15 protein-coding genes and 1 pseudogene are annotated in these 16,757 nt (G+C 36.9%); 2 read left to right on the forward strand and 14 right to left on the reverse strand.

Annotated elements, in window-relative coordinates; all coding sequences use genetic code 11:
* Window positions 1-304: 304 nt before the first annotated feature.
* The 13 genes and pseudogenes from KQI83_RS08455 to KQI83_RS08515 all read right to left on the reverse strand — a co-directional run bounded on the left by KQI83_RS08455 (window position 305) and on the right by KQI83_RS08515 (window position 13,039).
* Window positions 305-1,504 (reverse strand): HNH endonuclease signature motif containing protein, encoded by a 1,200-nt coding sequence (locus tag KQI83_RS08455; protein ID WP_216556622.1) that lies wholly within the window; start codon window positions 1,502-1,504, stop codon window positions 305-307.
* Window positions 1,494-3,353, reverse strand: a complete 1,860-nt coding sequence (locus KQI83_RS17085) for a DNA adenine methylase (RefSeq protein ID WP_216556624.1) — start codon at window positions 3,351-3,353, stop codon at window positions 1,494-1,496. The genes KQI83_RS08455 and KQI83_RS17085 overlap by 11 nt, the downstream gene beginning before the upstream one ends.
* 185 nt (window positions 3,354-3,538) lie before the next feature.
* Window positions 3,539-5,020 (reverse strand): annotated as a pseudogene (gene lysS / locus KQI83_RS08465) (lysine--tRNA ligase); the annotation flags it as partial.
* A gap of 13 nt (window positions 5,021-5,033) precedes the next feature.
* Entirely contained in the window at window positions 5,034-5,513 is a 480-nt protein-coding gene (gene greA, locus KQI83_RS08470) for a transcription elongation factor GreA (protein WP_216556628.1), read from the reverse strand.
* A gap of 42 nt (window positions 5,514-5,555) precedes the next feature.
* The gene (locus KQI83_RS08475) at window positions 5,556-6,086 is read right to left on the reverse strand and encodes a hypothetical protein (protein ID WP_216556630.1); all 531 of its coding nucleotides are present in this window, start codon (window positions 6,084-6,086) and stop codon (window positions 5,556-5,558) included.
* A 12-nt stretch (window positions 6,087-6,098) separates the two neighbouring features.
* Complete coding sequence (gene dusB / locus KQI83_RS08480) at window positions 6,099-7,082, reverse strand: tRNA dihydrouridine synthase DusB (protein ID WP_216556632.1); 984 nt, start codon at window positions 7,080-7,082, stop codon at window positions 6,099-6,101.
* A gap of 4 nt (window positions 7,083-7,086) precedes the next feature.
* A complete protein-coding gene (locus tag KQI83_RS08485) occupies window positions 7,087-7,863 on the reverse strand; it encodes a type III pantothenate kinase (RefSeq protein ID WP_216556633.1) in 777 nt (258 codons plus the stop codon).
* A 4-nt stretch (window positions 7,864-7,867) separates the two neighbouring features.
* Complete coding sequence (locus tag KQI83_RS08490) at window positions 7,868-8,218, reverse strand: DUF6145 family protein (protein ID WP_216556635.1); 351 nt, start codon at window positions 8,216-8,218, stop codon at window positions 7,868-7,870.
* Between the two features lie 10 nt (window positions 8,219-8,228).
* Entirely contained in the window at window positions 8,229-9,221 is a 993-nt protein-coding gene (locus KQI83_RS08495; RefSeq protein WP_216556637.1) for a biotin--[acetyl-CoA-carboxylase] ligase, read from the reverse strand.
* Between the two features lie 13 nt (window positions 9,222-9,234).
* Window positions 9,235-10,221, reverse strand: coding sequence for an ornithine carbamoyltransferase (argF, locus tag KQI83_RS08500; protein ID WP_216556639.1), 987 nt, complete (start codon window positions 10,219-10,221; stop codon window positions 9,235-9,237).
* Between the two features lie 82 nt (window positions 10,222-10,303).
* Window positions 10,304-11,236 carry an SPFH domain-containing protein gene (locus KQI83_RS08505; RefSeq protein ID WP_216556641.1) on the reverse strand — a complete coding sequence of 311 codons (933 nt, stop codon included), beginning with the start codon at window positions 11,234-11,236 and terminating at the stop codon, window positions 10,304-10,306.
* Window positions 11,237-11,273: 37 nt separating this feature from the next.
* Window positions 11,274-11,708 (reverse strand): NfeD family protein, encoded by a 435-nt coding sequence (locus tag KQI83_RS08510; RefSeq protein ID WP_216556643.1) that lies wholly within the window; start codon window positions 11,706-11,708, stop codon window positions 11,274-11,276.
* A 125-nt stretch (window positions 11,709-11,833) separates the two neighbouring features.
* Complete coding sequence (locus KQI83_RS08515) at window positions 11,834-13,039, reverse strand: cell wall hydrolase (RefSeq protein WP_216556645.1); 1,206 nt, start codon at window positions 13,037-13,039, stop codon at window positions 11,834-11,836.
* Between the two features lie 276 nt (window positions 13,040-13,315).
* On the opposite strand from KQI83_RS08515, the gene KQI83_RS17090 reads away from it, so the two are divergent.
* Complete coding sequence (locus KQI83_RS17090) at window positions 13,316-15,076, forward strand: methyl-accepting chemotaxis protein (RefSeq protein WP_216556648.1); 1,761 nt, start codon at window positions 13,316-13,318, stop codon at window positions 15,074-15,076.
* 97 nt (window positions 15,077-15,173) lie between these two features.
* On the opposite strand, the gene KQI83_RS08525 is transcribed toward KQI83_RS17090, so the two are convergent.
* Window positions 15,174-15,488, reverse strand: coding sequence for a hypothetical protein (locus KQI83_RS08525; protein ID WP_216556650.1), 315 nt, complete (start codon window positions 15,486-15,488; stop codon window positions 15,174-15,176).
* Window positions 15,489-15,667: 179 nt separating this feature from the next.
* Between KQI83_RS08525 and KQI83_RS08530 the strand changes: the two genes are divergently transcribed.
* Window positions 15,668-16,735 carry an undecaprenyldiphospho-muramoylpentapeptide beta-N-acetylglucosaminyltransferase gene (locus tag KQI83_RS08530; protein ID WP_216556652.1) on the forward strand — a complete coding sequence of 356 codons (1,068 nt, stop codon included), beginning with the start codon at window positions 15,668-15,670 and terminating at the stop codon, window positions 16,733-16,735.
* Window positions 16,736-16,757: the final 22 nt, after the last annotated feature.

A 16,757-nucleotide genomic window follows, 5' to 3' on the forward strand; every position in this document is an offset into this window, starting at 1 on the left:
ACAAAAAACTTCATAAACAACGTCATGGCGAATCCACCATTCGCTCTTTTGTCATGTCATTTTTTATTTCTAGTTCATTATACACTATTTCTGACGATTTGAGAAATTTCCTATAAATTCAAAAAAGACTGCCCAAACATTTTTGAGCAGTCTTTTCTTCAAGTTGCGAGTTTCCTCATCTTTTAACAGATATGTGTTTTTAACCTTTTAAGATTGATTTTTCTAGTTCAGTTGCTTTCTTTTTTTATCAATATTTTTTGTGCAAATTGCCAGTTGCTTTTAAAAAAATTTTTTCTTCTATTATTTATATAGCCTTATTCCTCCTCCATATATATTCTTGGAATTTCTTTGTCATAATTTCACCACTAAGCTGTTTTCTTTTTGTTATATCGTCTAAATAAATAATATGCCTTTTTTCCACATCATCAGAATAATATAATTGCCCTTTTTCATTCAATCTTAATATATTATCATCAAACAATTTGTGATGATTTTCACATAACCATAGTCCGTTTTCTCCATCCGTAGCGAAATTCAATTTTTCATCAAAAGATAACAATACCTCTTTCTTTATATCCGCCACAGACCATATGTGTGCACCTTGAATTAAAGAAGGAATTTCACAATTACAAAAGGCACAATGTTTCTTTCCTAATTTCATTCCCAAATTGTAGATATATTTAGGTGAACGTAAACTATTATTTTCCTCAAAGGCTCTTTTTTCTAACATTCTATCCGTAGCAACAACATCAATTCCACCCATTAAACGTATCACATTTAAACTTGCCTCTGGTAATTCTTTTAAATCTCCCTCTAAAATCTCATACAACGTAATTTTTTGTTTCTCATTCCGAAGCATTGACAAGGCATAACATATCATGCTGGTTTCATATTTATTCGCACCATATGTTTTTCCATATACTTCAATTTGAGAAGAATTACTTTTTGTAATATAAGTAGAATTATTACTTTTATTTTTTCCTGCATTTATTCTTCGATTAAACATAATATCTTCCACAGAATTATAAGCTTCTATTTTAGAAGATAGTGTTTCATCTGCATTCAAAAAACAACAGCCTACTGTATTCATAAGTCTATACATTAAAATCTGATAATCTGTTTCTGCGTTTCCAACAACATCTAAAAAATAATAGTATAATCTCTTCTTCGGATACGGATTAGTATAATAAATATTAAATGCAGTTGGAACACTTTGTACACTAGAATTTCTTCCACCTATTTCTTTTTCAGAAAATGTTATATAATTCACTTCATCTTCAAATTGCATAATTGCCAATCGCCCTTTATTATAGGATTTTGGAACAAATTCATCAGAATAATCATTTTCAACATATTCATATGTAAATTCTTTCTGATTCGTTATACGATAACAAACATCTTCTAATATACTTGGTGTTACAATATCGCTAAAATATATACCTTTTTGTTTTGACTTTTGCAAATTCTTTTTAATAATGAAATGCGGCTTTTCTCTATATATCATAATTTGTAATTAGCACTTCCTTTCTTTTGCTTCCAGAAATTCCTAATACTTCTCCCAAAGGGATTAAATTATACCCTTTATCTTGCACCCATTTAATAATATTTTCATTTTTTCTCCCTTTATGTTCTACCACATATGATAACATAAATTTAATTTCTTTTTCATTCAATATGTTTAAATTTTTTAATAAAGAGTTTTCTAAATCTTCATTCCATCCATTAAACCCTCTCTTTCCATCATTATACGAACCCGTTGTTAACTGATATGGTGGGTCAAGATAAATAAAAGTATTTTCATCAGCATTTTCAATAATTTCATTGTAGTCTGTACTGTTAAAAATAATATTTTTTTCTTTTATTATTCGAGAAAAACTTATCATTTTTTCAAGTACTTTATCATTAAACCACCGCATTCCAACTGGATTATTAAACTCATGTTTACTGTTAAATCTAATTTGTTGTTGATAACCATATAAAATAATGGTAAACAACATTCTTGGGTCTCTTTTCTGGATAGGCAGTTCATTATAATAACTTCTAGCTTCCCTATAAGCATCTGAATTAGCTTTTTCTAATCCAAATTTTTTTATGATTTTTTTCATATATAACAAATATTGATAAGTGTCATTCTCTTTAAATGACCTTATTATTTCTTCAACAAAATAATTTATGTCATTATATATAACCATTGGTGCATTACTATTGATTCCTACATTAAATCCTCCACCAAATACGTCTGCAAACATCTCAACATTATCAGGAACTTTTTCAAATATTTCATTTACAATTCTTCCCTTGCTTCCAATATAGTTTAATGGAGACTCATAATATATATCCTTTACATCTTTCATTTCAACAAAAAATAGATATTCAAAATGTTCTTTTGAATTATTTGATTTCCAATTTTGATACTTTTTATAAGAAATATCAATACACTGATATGTTTCTGGTTTTCCATATCGTTTCATTGAAGCCTCTATAAATTCTTTTGACATAAATCCATCGTTATTATAACTAAGCACTACATATTTCGCTTTTGTTTTCGACATAACTTTATCAAAAAGTATATTTGCTTTATACTCTTTTGACCAATCAGAACGCATTGGAGCTGTTTTTCTTGACCCAGTTACTTTACTTATTTCTGGTTCATCATTCAAAATTAATGTTTCAAGCAAATGATATTGTGTACCATATTGATTTTGCGTATATGGTGGGTCAAGATACAATATATCACACTCAATATCTGCAATAATATTTTCTATTTTATCATTATATAACTTAAATGACTTAACATCACAATCAACAGAATCAACTTCACTAAACCTAATTTCTTTCAAGGCTCTGCTATCCCATTGTTTTAAAAAAGCACCATATACTCCTGCGGTATTAGAAACATCTGAGACAGATTCAATCAGACATGCAAGTAAATAACAATACTCATCTTCTGATAATAACCCTTTTTCCCACCATTCTTCTATTTGTGCTCTAAAATAGTCAATTCTTCCTGCATTTTCACAAGTAAAATACATTCTTTTACTTGTAGTTGGAGCATAATTATTATAGTTAAAACCTTTCAAACTATCTTTACAACTATTTAAATATTCAATCGGATTAAATCCTAATTTTTCAAAATTACATTGACTTGAACAGATTTTTCCTCTTGCATAAACCGTAGACCACGTTAAATTATCATTTATAATTATTTCATAATATTGTTTAAAATAATCTGCAACAGTTCCAGTACCACAGAATGCATCAAAAAAAGTCAAATTTTGATTCAATAGTCCTTTGGCATTTAATAAATCTTCTATATCTTTTAAAATTGATTCTTTATTTCCTAAATATCTCACAAAAAATTTCACTCCTTGATTTCTGAGTTACCCTATTATCTTTTTATAAAACAAAACACCTCCCTCTAAACGAGGTTGAGGTGTCTTGTTAGCGTGTTCTCTTTATTTACTTATTTGGTCGCAAATCGGTCGCAATTTTTGACTTCCATACGCTTAAACCCTTATAAATAAAGGCTTTATTTATCCAAGCTCTTCATCGTCGGGAACAACAACACATCCCTGATTGCCGGGCTATTTGTCATCATCATAACCATTCTATCGATACCGAATCCGATTCCTCCTGTTGGTGGCATACCAATGCTCAACGCATTTAAGAAATCTTCATCTGTGTGGTTTGCTTCGTCATCTCCGGCAACTAATAATTCTTCCTGTGCCTTGAAACGTTCTCTCTGGTCGATTGGGTCGTTTAACTCAGAATAAGCATTTGCCATTTCCCATCCGTTCATAAAGAACTCAAAACGTTCTACATAATCTGGATTTTCCGGTTTCTTCTTGGTCAATGGAGAAATCTCGATTGGATGATCCATAACAAAGGTTGGCTGAATCAAGTGTTCCTCTACAAATTCCTCGAAGAATAAGTTCAGGATATCACCCTTCTTATGTCTTTCTTCAAACTCTACATGTTTTTCTTTTGCAATGGCTCTTGCTTCTTCTAAGGTATGAATCTCATTGAAGTCTACACCGGAATACTTCTTAACAGCGTCTACCATAGTAATACGCTCAAATGGCTTAGACAAGTCTAATTCTTTGTCTCCGTATGTTAAGATTTCAGAACCGGTTACTTCTTTTGCCACATAGCGATATAAATTCTCGGTCAAATCCATCATGCCGTGATAATCTGTATATGCCTGATATAACTCCATTAATGTAAACTCTGGATTATGTCTGGTATCTAATCCTTCGTTACGGAATACTCGTCCGATTTCATAGACTCTTTCCATTCCGCCTACGATTAATCTCTTTAAGTATAATTCCAAAGAAATTCTCAACTTCAAATCTTCATCTAATGCATTGAAATGTGTTTCAAATGGTCTTGCTGCTGCACCACCTGCATTTGATACTAACATTGGAGTCTCTACTTCCATAAATCCCTGTCCATCTAAGAATCTGCGGATTGTGCTCAATATCTTAGAACGCTTTACAAAAGTATCTTTTACATCTGCGTTCATGATAAGGTCTACATATCTCTGACGATATCTCACATCCGTATCTGTCAAACCATGGAACTTCTCCGGTAAAATCTGAAGACTCTTTGATAACAAAGTTACTTCTGTTGCATGGATAGACTTTTCGCCGGTCTTAGTGGTAAACACTTCTCCCTTAATACCAAGAATGTCACCTACATCATATTTCTTGAAGTCCTTGTAAGAATCTTCACCAATATTATCTCTCGCAACATATGCCTGAATATTTCCCTGCAAATCCTGTACATTACAGAACGAAGCTTTTCCCATTACACGCTTGAACATCATTCTTCCTGCAACAGAAACTGTCTTTCCTTCTAATTCATCATAGTTGTCTTTGATTTCCTGACTGTGATGTGTCACATCATACTTTGTAATCTGAAAAGGATCTTTTCCGTTTTCCTGTAAATCCTGTAATTTTTCACGACGAACCTTTAATAACTGGTTAATGTCCTGCTCTTGTCCATTATTATTCTGAGCCATTTGTATCCTCCTCTTAATTGGAACGCTGGATTCCCAATACCTTGTATTCTATCTCACCAGCCTGAGTCTCTACCTTTACTACGTCTCCTACTTTTGCTCCGATTAAAGCTTTTCCTACTGGAGATTCGTTAGAAATCTTACCCTGAAGGCTGTTTGCTTCGGTAGAACCTACGATTTTGTAGTCTAACTCTTCTTCAAACTCACAGTCGTAAATCTTAACACGACATCCAACATTGATTTTATCTAAATCCACTTCGTCTTCTACTACTACTTCTGCATTTTTCAAAATCTTTTCGATTTCTTCGATACGAGCTTCAATATCACGCTGTTCATCCTTTGCAGCATCATACTCTGCATTTTCGGAAAGGTCACCCTGCTCTCTTGCTTCCTTAATCTTCTGAGCAACTTCCTTTCTTTTTACTACCTTTAAATCCTGTAACTCGTTTTCTAATCTCTGTAAACCTTCATAAGTCAATAATTTTTTCTTTTCCATAAAGCGTTACACCTTTCCTCTATCTATTTATCATTATTATTTTTATATTCCTTTAACAATCACAATATTATACCCAATAGGTACTGAAATGTCAAGATTTTCCCCTTGATTCCAAGGTTTTTTGTAGATTGGAATATAATGAATTTTCTCATTGATACACTCTCTTAAAATTCCACTTTTCTGTTCCATATCCAAAACCACATTGATTCCTTCCAGAGAAAAATCATTCTTTGCTTCCAATTGCACTACCAGTCCATTTTCCACATACATTTTTTCTATATACTCGGAAAAATATGCCGGTCGCTCCGTTGCAATCCGTAAGAAGTTCAAATCTTCCGATATTTGTTCTAAAACCACTGCTACATCATCCTGAGAAAGCATGGATTCCGGTTCTGTGTCCTGATCCAGCAAAAGTGGGCGAAATGCACCATAGGGTATTTCGTATTTTTCAAGTATCTGTTCTATAATCCTTCGAAAATACACAAGAAACGGATTTTGTTGTACTTCCTTTGTTTGCTTGTCTTCCTTGGGATTTTCTTTGAAACACCAAAAGCGTTTCAGCCATTTCAACATACACGAATCCTACTACTGTTTTTCTCTAGTATATGATGCAACACTTCGGAATAATGCCTCTAAATCTTCGTAAGTCTCCACTTCGTTAATTTTTCCACGAAGTTTGGCAGAGTTCTTGTAGCCGCTGGTATACCATGCTGCATGCTTTCGCATTTCACGAATTCCTACCAGTTCTCCTTTAAAGGCAATCTGCGCCCTGGCATGACGCAGCAACATCTCTGTCACTTCCTCCATGGACGGCTTTGGCAATTCTTCCCCTGTTTCTAAGGAATGTAAGATTTGACGGAATATCCATGGATTTCCTTGTGCTCCCCGTCCAATCATAAAGCCATCGCAATTGGTCTGAGCTTTCATTTTCAAAGCATCTTCTGCGGTAAGAATATCTCCATTTCCGATGACCGGAATGGAAACTGCCTCTTTTACCTGACGGATAATATCCCAGTCTGCCTTTCCTGCATAATACTGTTCTCTGGTTCTTCCATGCACCGCAACCGCAGCAGCTCCTGCCTCTTCCGCAATTTTTGCAATTTCCACTGCATTGACATGTTCCTCGTCGAAGCCTTTGCGAATCTTTACCGTAACCGGCTTTTGAATAGCTTTTACAATAGCAGAAACAATTTCATATACCAGTTTGGGATTCTTCATCAGTGCAGAGCCTTCCCCGTTGTTTACTACTTTGGGCACAGGACATCCCATGTTAATATCTAAAATATCAAATGGGCGTTCTTCGATTTTTTTTGCCATCTCGCTCATAATCTTAGGGTCTGAGCCAAATAGCTGAAGGGACACCGGACGTTCTTCCTCTGTGGTGGTAAGGAGAATCTCTGTATTTTTATTGTTATAGTAAATTCCCTTGGCACTTACCATTTCCATACAGATAAGTCCTGCTCCCTGTTCTTTACATAACACACGAAATGGCAGGTCTGTTACTCCTGCCATGGGTGCTAATACCAGATTATTTTCTAATGTTATATTTCCGATTGTTAGTTTTTCCATACCTTTATTTTCCCCGATTTTGCTTATTATATATCAGGCGTAATCCCTGAAGCGTCAGATTCGGGTCGTAGATATCTATCATTTTTGTTTCCTTTGCGATAATCTTTCCAAGTCCCCCGGTTGCAACTACCTGCATATCGTGCCAGCCGGTTTCTTCCTTGGTCTTTTGAATGATATATTCTGTCTGTCCAATCTGACCGTAAATCAATCCTGCCTGCATACTGCTAATAGTTTCTTTTGCCAGAATACTTGCCGGCTTACGAATCTCGATTTCCGGCAGTTTCGCTGCATCTTCCCACAATGCTTTTGCAGAAGTTCGAATACCGGGTGCTGTTACTCCTGATAAAAATGCTCCGTTCCCATCTACCAGATCATATGTGGTTCCGGTTCCAAAATCAATAACAAATATCGGTCCACCATATAATTCATAAGCGGCAGCCGCATCTACAATACGGTCCGCTCCTATCTGTCTTGGATTTTCTGTTGCAATGCGAATCCCTGTCTTAATTCCCGGCTCCACAATTACCGGATTAATGCCAAAATATTTTATAAAAGAACTTAACAGCGAATGCATTACGTTTGGCACAACAGAAGCAATAATTACATCGTTAATCTCCTCGTAATCGATTCCGTTATGTTTTAACAAATCACGAATACATATTCCATACTCGTCTGAAGTACGAAGCAGCTTGGTTGTCATACGAAACGTTGCTTCAATCTCTGCACCATTAAATACACCAAAGGTAATATTGGTATTTCCTACATCTACACCTAATAACATAGACTTAATCCTCCAATTCCTCTTCTGTTAGTTCTTTTCCAAGGAAAAACACTTTATAATACATTTCCAGTGACTCCAGTAATTCACGTTTCGTCTGTTGGAACTGCTTAATCTTCAGCACACTTCCGATTTCATCATACAGTAAGTCTCCTTCATCCGCTACTGTACGAAAGTTCAGATTGCCTTCTTCATCAAATATCAGTGTAAGTACACCACCAATATCTTCTGTATACAGTACACACATGATTTTCAACTCATCCTTGATACTCTCCGGAAGCCCTTCAAATGCCTCGTTTAAATAATATTTCTGGGTATATGCGCTAGAACCGCACAAAATTACTTCTTCCCGTTCCATAAGTTCTCCTTTATACATATCCGTAAATTCCACGAACAGATACTTCTCCGGAAGAAATTTCCACTGTCTCTCCACTGTCCTTTTCTACCAAAAGACTACCATGTGCATTGATCCCAAGTGCCTGTCCTTCAAATTCTCCTAAAGGATCTAATACGCGAACTTTGCGGTTTTTATTCACAAGTTCCTGATTATATTCCTCCATTAAGCCGGATAAGTCCTGTGTTTTTATATATTTTTCATAATATATTTCAAATTGCTCTAAAATTTTCTCTAAAAGCTGTGCTCTGGATATCTTTGCTCCTCCCAGCTTTTCATTTTCTATATCGATTGATGTTGCCTTTTGCGCCAATTCCTCCGGAAAAGATGACTGATGTACATTGATTCCTGTTCCGATTACCACATGGTTTACATAATCTATCTGTGCACTCATTTCCGTAAGAATTCCCACTACCTTTTTTCCATTTATGACAATATCGTTTGGCCACTTAATCTGCGCCTTTAATCCGGTACTTTCTGAAATACCTCGTGCCACCGCCATTGCCATTACAAGTGTCAGCATTGGTGCGTTCACAGGCTCGATTTTGGGTCTTAACAATATGGTAAAAAAGATTCCCTGATGATGTGGGGAACTCCAATCTCTTCCTCTTCTACCGCGACCTGCACTTTGCATATCGGCAACTACAAGTGTTCCGTGTGGTTCACCTTCTTCTGCCTTACGCTTCGTCTCCGTATTGGTAGAATCAATTTCATCATAATAAAATACCTTGTGTCCCAGCCATTTGGTGTGCATACAGCTTACAATTTCCTGTTTGGATAACACATCCGGCACAGCAGACAGACGGTACCCTCTGTTTTGTGCCGCTTCTATTTTATATCCCTGTTCCCGAAGCTGCTTAATTGCCTTCCACACCGCGGTTCTGGAAACTCCCAATTTTTCGCATAATTCCTGTCCGGATATGTATGCTTCACTTTGACGTAATATCTGCAATATTTTTGTCTTCATGATTTTACCCTGTTTATTTTAATGTTGCATACATAATTGCTTTTATGCTATGCATACGATTTTCTGCTTCATCAAATACTACTGACTGTTTACTTTCAAATACTTCGTCTGTTACTTCCATTTCACTTAAGCCGAATTTTTCGTGAATCTGGCGACCAATTCCGGTCTTTAAGTCATGGAATGCCGGTAAACAGTGCATGAAAATTGCCTTTTCTCCTGCGTTTTCCATTACCTTTTTATTTACCTGATATGGCAATAATTCTTTGATTCTGGATTCCCATACTTCTTCTGGTTCTCCCATAGATACCCATACATCTGTGTAGATAACATCTGCATCCTTGGTTCCTTCTATAACATCTTCGGTAAGCGTAATAGTTGCTCCAGTCTCCTTTGCTACGGATTCACAGTAAGCTACCAATTCTTTATCCGGGAAGTAGTTTTTATTGGTACATGCTACAAAGTTCATACCAAGCTTTGCACAAGTTACCATAAGGGAATTTCCCATATTATAACGAGCATCTCCCATATAAACAAATTTTACACCTTTTAAATGTCCCAGATGTTCTCTTATGGTAAGCATGTCTGCTATCATCTGTGTAGGGTGAAACTCGTTGGTCAAACCATTCCATACAGGAACTCCTGCATACTGTGCCAATTCCTCTACAATGTCCTGTCCATATCCACGATACTCTATACCGTCAAACATTCTTCCCAACACTCTTGCGGTATCTGCAATACTTTCTTTTTTACCAATCTGAGAACCGGATGGATCTAAGTAGGTCACATGCATTCCCAAGTCGTGAGCTGCCACTTCAAAGGAGCAACGTGTTCTGGTACTTGTCTTTTCAAAAATCAGGGCAATGTTTTTTCCCTTTAGTTCATCATGTGCAATTCCTTTTTTCTTTTTATCTTTTAATTCTGCTGATAAATCTATCAGATATGTAATTTCTTCCGGTGTGTAATCCTTTAATTTTAAAAAATGACGTCCTTTTAAGTTCATGTTTTCACTCCTGTTCTATGCATATGAGAGCGGGCTGTCCGAAATTGTGACACCCCGCTCCCTTTTCTAGTTCTGACTTACTTTATTTATCCTCTTTTGCTACTTCTGCAATAGATTTTACTAATCCTGCCATTCCCTGAATCTCAGATGGGATAATAATTTTTGTAGCCTTTCCATCTGCAGCCTTTGCAAATGCTTCTAAGCTCTTTAACTGAAGTACTGCACCGTCCGGCTGAGATTCTTTTAAGAAACGAAGACCATCTGCGTTTGCCTGCTGAATCTTTAAAATAGCTTCTGCCTGACCTTCTGCTTCCCGAACGGTTGCTTCTTTCTTTGCTTCTGCACGAAGAATTGCTGCCTGTTTTTCTGCCTCTGCATCCAAAATCGCAGATTCTTTCTTACCTTGTGCCACAAGGATAGTTGCTGTCTTTTCTCCTTCTGCCCTTGTAACAGCTTCACGACGTTCACGCTCTGCCTTCATCTGTTTCTCCATCGCATCCTGAATTGCCTGTGGAGGAATGATGTTCTTAAGTTCTACACGGTTCACCTTGATTCCCCAAGGGTCTGTTGCTACATCAAGAGAAGCTCTCATCTTGGTATTGATTGTCTCTCTGGATGTAAGTGTTTCATCTAACTCCATATCACCGATGATGTTACGAAGTGTTGTTGCTGTTAAATTCTCAATTGCCATAATTGGATTCTCTACTCCGTAAGAAAACAATTTTGGATCTGTTATCTGGAAAAATACAACGGTATCAATTCTCATTGTTACGTTATCCTTAGTGATAACCGGCTGTGGTGCAAAATCTACTACCTGTTCTTTTAATAATACACGTTTTGCGACACGATCAATAAATGGAACTTTAAAATGAATTCCAACGCCCCATGTAGCTAAGTAACCACCTAAACGCTCGATAACCATTGCGTTTGCCTGAGGTACCACCTTGATACAGGATGCTAATAAAACTAATATTAATACAATTAAAATAATGAATACTACTAATCCACCTGGCATAATAAACTCCTCCATTTATAATATTTTGTTCTTTTTATTATTTTTGTTCTTTCATCTTTACAATTAACTTTACACCTTTGATTTCTACAATTTCAACAACGGTGTCTTTGGCAATTATGGTATTATCCACAGCTCTTGCTGTCCATTCCTGACCGGCTACACTTGCCACACCTTCTGACTTCAGATTATCAATTGTTTCAATCACTATGGCTTCCCTTCCAATCAAACTTTCTGCATTGGTACGGGTCTTATCGTGATTTAGATACTTCATTGCAAAAGGTCTTGTAAATATCAGCAATATAAAGGACACTATACAGAACAATATCCACTGCATCAGAGTACTTGCACCAAGTAAACTAGCAATAAATGCAACCAGTGCTCCACCGGCAAACCAAATCGTGGTAAGTCCCAATGTTATAATCTCAATAATTGCCATTACAACAATCATTATCAGCCAGAAAAGCCCTTCCATAACTTCCCCTCCTTTATAATTTATAGTTTCTTCCATATTACTATACTTTTTCCAAGATTACAATATTTAATGCAATAAAAAGCAGCCCTATCAAATGATAGAACTGCTTTCCGTTTGTATGTTATTTAAAAGAATACATGGTTTCCGATTACGATTCCTGCCTGTCCGGATGCTGCATTTTTAAAGTTTTTAGCTCCGCCTACATTATCAGCTCCGTTAATTGCTTCCTGAGCTGCTTGTAAACAACTTCCGCTAACTCCTCTGCTTAATACACTTTCCAATCTTCCGCTGGATGCCGGTGAAAACTGTCCGCGCTGGTAAATAACTCCTGAAATGCTTCCTGCATATCCTGCACGATAACGATTCATTACAACAGCTCCAACTGCCAACTGACCTTCATAGCCCTCGCTTCCTGCTTCACACTGAATTAATGCTCCCAGCAATGTGACATCATCATAAGATGCTGCAACTGCATCTTTCTGTGTCTTAGCAGCCTTTTTCTGCTCTTCCTGTGCTTTCTTTGCCTTTTCCGCTTCTGCCGCTGCGATCGCTGCCTTTTCTTCCTCTACGGAAATTGCTTTTCCAAGCTCTAACTCTACATTTACAAATTCCTGACTTACATATCCTGTTTTGTCATTACATTTAACAGCAACCCATCCTTCTACCTGTGGTGCCTCTTTGTCTACCTTGAGCTTTCCGCCCTCTTCCATTACATCTAAGATTTCTATTCCATCTTCGGAAGATGCCTGTGCTCTTACTCTCACACCACCACTTACTGCTGTAGCATATGTGGTTCCCTGTTCATTTGCAAGACTTTCTGCCTGAATTCCGGTTACACAGAACTCATTTTTTACATATCCTTCTACACTTCCGGAACTGATTTTTGTCCAAACATCGCCACGTTCTACGATATCCGCAACTGCTCCTTTGTGAATCTTTCCTACTAATTCAGAATCATCGGATGCCTCTGAACGAACATTCAGATAATCCTCTACATTTGGCATAAGCTTTGAAGCCCATGGAGATACTTCCTCATTTACCATCTGTACCGGTGCTTCCACATTTGTCTGTTGCACTGTTACAGCTGCGCCTTCTGTTTCCACTGATTCCTGCGCTGTTTCGATTGCCTCTGCTGCCTCTGCCACCAAATTATTTTCTGTCTTCTGTATGGTTGCTACTTCATTTTCTTCTTTGGTCTCTTCTGCGAATTCTGTTTCCGGTTTCTGGTTTGCCGCCTTGGTAGATGGATTTGTACCAAATGCTGCTGAAAGTGTAATAGCAAGTGCAAATCCTGCAATTATTCCGCTTTCTATAACCTTCTTGAATTTCATAATTAACCTCCTGATTGTACATCGCTGCATAAATTTCATTTTATTATATTATTTTATGCAAATTTGTTACAATTATTACAACTCTGTTACAATATAGCAAAATTTTTGTAATTTGTCAAGTTTTCAAAAATATGTGCTGTTTTTTACTCTTATTTTGCCCATTTTCTTTGTCTATTTTCACCATTTCTTTTCCTTATATTTTGTCGCTTTTTATTGCATTTGACAAATTATGATGTTATAATGTAGCAAAGACGCATGAACAAAGGAGGAATTCTTGTGGGTAACGTAAAAAAGGCTGCAACAAAGCCAAAAAGAGAAAAAAATTTGCAGAAAAAAAGCTCCGGAAAATCAGCAAAAACCGGTTTCTTTTCTTCCATCAAATCAAAAATCGTCATGCTTCTGACAGGTTCCATTTTTATGGGTATTGTATTAAGTATTGTACTGATTATCCCATCTGTTAGAAATAATACTATGACCCTGACAAAGGACTATATGGATGATATAACCTCTGCTTACGGACGTGTTTTGGATCAGAATATTAACATTTCTGTTATGTACCTATATGCGGACCGTTTGGAAAACTTAGTAGGTGGTGTTGGACTTGAAGGAATGGACAGCAGTTACTTCTATGTAACAAGTGCTGACGGAACTATTCTTTACCACCCTGACCAATCTAAAATTGGTACTATGGCAGAGAGTTCGGTTATACAGGATGTTGTAACTCAACTCGGTAACGGAAATATTCCAGACCCTGCCGTAAAGCAATATAAATATCACGGTACACAAAAATATGCTTCTTATTATGTTGCCGGAAACGGAAAGGCTATCCTGCTTCTTACCGCTGACAAAAGCGAAGTTATGGCATCTGTTAACAAGGCATTTTATACTGCAATCGGTGCCGGTATTTTCATTATTGTATTACTTGGCATTGTAGGTTACCTTATCACTGCAAAACTCACACGACCTATTTTACAGGTCACACCCCTTATCAATCGTTTAGCGGATATGGATTTTCAGGAAGATGCAAAGACCATTAAAATCAGTAAACGTTCGGATGAATGCGGCACTATGGCAAAAGCCCTTCTTGCCCTGCGCGAATCCCTCGTTCAAGTTGTAACGGATATTAAAAATCAAAGTGCTTTATTATATGAAACTTCTGCACAATTAACCGGAAGTGCAAATACTACAAGCGGTACCGTGCAAAACGTAGAACAAGCGGTTTCTGAAATTGCCTCCGGTGCAACAAATCAGGCACAGGAAACACAAAAGGCTACCGAAGATATTGTTCTCATGGGTACTATGGTGGAAGATACCAATTCTCAGGTTTCTGCTCTGCATAACGCAGCAGATGCAATTAAAGAATCCAGTGATACTGCTAACAATACCCTTCAGGAACTTGACCTTATTAATAAGAAAGCAATTGATTCTATTAACGTTATTTACGAGCAAACACATACAACAAACGAATCTGCTCTGAAGATTAAAGAAGCAACTACATTGATTGCCTCTATTGCCGATGAGACAAACTTACTTTCTTTAAATGCTTCTATTGAAGCTGCAAGAGCCGGAGAAGCCGGTCGTGGATTTGCCGTTGTTGCTTCTCAGATTCAAAAACTTGCAGAACAGTCCAACGACTCCGCAAGACAAATTGATGAAGTTATTTATGCACTGTTAGAAGATTCTGAAAAGGCTGTAAAGACCATGGACGAAGTAAAGACTATTATGGAACAACAAAGTGAAAACGTATCCAAAGCCGGAACCGTGTTCTCTCAGGTGGAAACAGGTATTACAGAGTCTATCAATGGCATTGCCCAGATTGCGGACCGCACAAACAAGTTAAACTCTACCAGAAGCGGTATTGTTGATGTGGTGCAAAATCTTACTGCTATTGCAGAAGAAAATGCAGCAAGTACGGAAGAAACCTCTGCTGCTGTTATTGAAGTTGCAAACGTAATGCAGGAAATTTCAGACCATGCGGCAGAATTACAGAATATTGCTTCTACCTTGGAAAAGAATATTTCCATTTTCAAAATTTAATGTTTAAACCAAAAGAGCGCTACATACACGAATATATGTAGTGCTCTTTGTTTTATTTACGCAAGTTTCTCATAGTTTACGCAAGTTTCATCTCGTCTTAGGAAAAATATTCCTGCAAAACAGCATTAAAGATTTGTTCATCCTCTTCCTGCTTTTTCAATGCTTCTATCTTAGCTCTAATTTCCTCTTCCCGTTCCATATGTTGCTCACCATCTGTTTCCTCTTCTTCTGTAAGAATCACATCAAAATACGCCTGCATATTTGCAGTAATGCTCTTCAAACTGGAATTTAATCTTTTTATCTGTTTCAAAATCCCTGTTAGCAGGCACAATATCACTATTCCAAACACTGCCTCCAGTCCGATTTTTGCTATCTCTCCGTAATTTTGCAGTATATCTGTTACTGTATTCATAATCCCGCCTCCTTTTCTTCTCTTATTATAATGGAGTTTCCTGCTTTTGGAAAGTAGGACAAACCCACTTTTCATCGCATGTTTCGGGCTTTTTCGACGACATGTTTCCCTTGACTTTTTTATAGAGGAGTATAAAATAATGAGTAATGATAATTTGAAAAATAATTTTGGAGGTTCTAATGAAACGAATCGTACTTACCGGTGGTGGAACTGCCGGACATGTTACTCCCAACATTGCATTGCTTCCCCGTTTAAAAGAACTGGGATATGATATTCACTACATCGGCTCCTATGAAGGAATGGAAAAGAAGCTGATTGAAGACTGTGGTATTCCTTATTATGGTATTTCTTCAGGAAAATTACGCCGTTACTTTGATGTAAAGAACTTTTCCGATCCTTTTAAGGTATTAAAGGGCTACGGTCAGGCGCGTAAACTTCTGAAGAAATTGAAACCGGATGTAGTTTTTTCTAAGGGAGGATTTGTGTCTGTTCCTGTTATCTTTGCTGCAAAGCGTTGCCACATTCCAGCTATTATACATGAATCCGATATTACTCCGGGACTTGCTAACAAGCTTGCTATTCCAAATGCCTATAAGGTATGCTGTAACTTCCCGGAAACCTTAAAATATCTTCCAGCTGACAAAGCCATACTTACCGGTTCTCCAATTCGAAGCGAGTTATTGAGCGGTAACCGTCAAAATGCTCTGAACTATTGCCATTTGACAGAGGAAAAACCTGTTATTCTGGTAGTCGGTGGAAGTAGCGGTTCCCAGTTTATTAACGAGGTTGTTCGTGGCATATTGCCGGAACTTTTAAAAAACTATCAGGTTATTCATCTGTGCGGAAAAGGAAATCTGGATAAATCCTTACATGGTACCCCAGGCTATGCTCAATTTGAGTATGCTAACCAGGAATTAAGTGATATGTTTGCTCTTGCAGATATTGTAATTTCCCGTGCCGGTGCAAATTCTATCTGCGAATTACTTGCCTTACATAAGCCAAATATTTTGATTCCACTTTCTGCCAATGCCAGCCGTGGTGACCAGATATTAAATGCACATTCTTTTGAACAACAGGGATTTAGTATGGTGATTGAAGAAGAGAACTTAAGTAATGTAGTTCTTTTAGATGCGGTGCAAAAGCTCTATGAAAATCGTGACCAATACATCACCGCCATGAAAGAAAGTAAACAGATGAACTCAGTGGAAACTGTAGTTCAAATTATTGAAGAAGCTGCTAAAAAATAATCGTACACAAAAGGGAAGATTT

The organism is Roseburia sp. MSJ-14, assembly GCF_018918225.1.
Taxonomy (GTDB): Bacteria; Bacillota; Clostridia; order Lachnospirales; family Lachnospiraceae; genus Petralouisia.

Bases quoted from the DNA above. Each gene is read 5' to 3' on its own strand.
- KQI83_RS08455 (WP_216556622.1), bottom strand. From the start codon at position 1,504: ATGATATATAGAGAAAAGCCGCATTTCATTATTAAAAAGAATTTGCAA.
- greA (WP_216556628.1), bottom strand. From the start codon at position 5,513: ATGGAAAAGAAAAAATTATTGACTTATGAAGGTTTACAGAGATTAGAA.
- KQI83_RS08475 (WP_216556630.1), bottom strand. From the start codon at position 6,086: ATGTTGAAATGGCTGAAACGCTTTTGGTGTTTCAAAGAAAATCCCAAG.
- dusB (WP_216556632.1), bottom strand. From the start codon at position 7,082: ATGGAAAAACTAACAATCGGAAATATAACATTAGAAAATAATCTGGTA.
- KQI83_RS08485 (WP_216556633.1), bottom strand. From the start codon at position 7,863: ATGTTATTAGGTGTAGATGTAGGAAATACCAATATTACCTTTGGTGTA.
- KQI83_RS08490 (WP_216556635.1), bottom strand. From the start codon at position 8,218: ATGGAACGGGAAGAAGTAATTTTGTGCGGTTCTAGCGCATATACCCAG.
- KQI83_RS08495 (WP_216556637.1), bottom strand. From the start codon at position 9,221: ATGAAGACAAAAATATTGCAGATATTACGTCAAAGTGAAGCATACATA.
- argF (WP_216556639.1), bottom strand. From the start codon at position 10,221: ATGAACTTAAAAGGACGTCATTTTTTAAAATTAAAGGATTACACACCG.
- KQI83_RS08505 (WP_216556641.1), bottom strand. From the start codon at position 11,236: ATGCCAGGTGGATTAGTAGTATTCATTATTTTAATTGTATTAATATTA.
- KQI83_RS08510 (WP_216556643.1), bottom strand. From the start codon at position 11,708: ATGGAAGGGCTTTTCTGGCTGATAATGATTGTTGTAATGGCAATTATT.
- KQI83_RS08515 (WP_216556645.1), bottom strand. From the start codon at position 13,039: ATGAAATTCAAGAAGGTTATAGAAAGCGGAATAATTGCAGGATTTGCA.
- KQI83_RS08525 (WP_216556650.1), bottom strand. From the start codon at position 15,488: ATGAATACAGTAACAGATATACTGCAAAATTACGGAGAGATAGCAAAA.
- KQI83_RS08530 (WP_216556652.1), top strand. From the start codon at position 15,668: ATGAAACGAATCGTACTTACCGGTGGTGGAACTGCCGGACATGTTACT.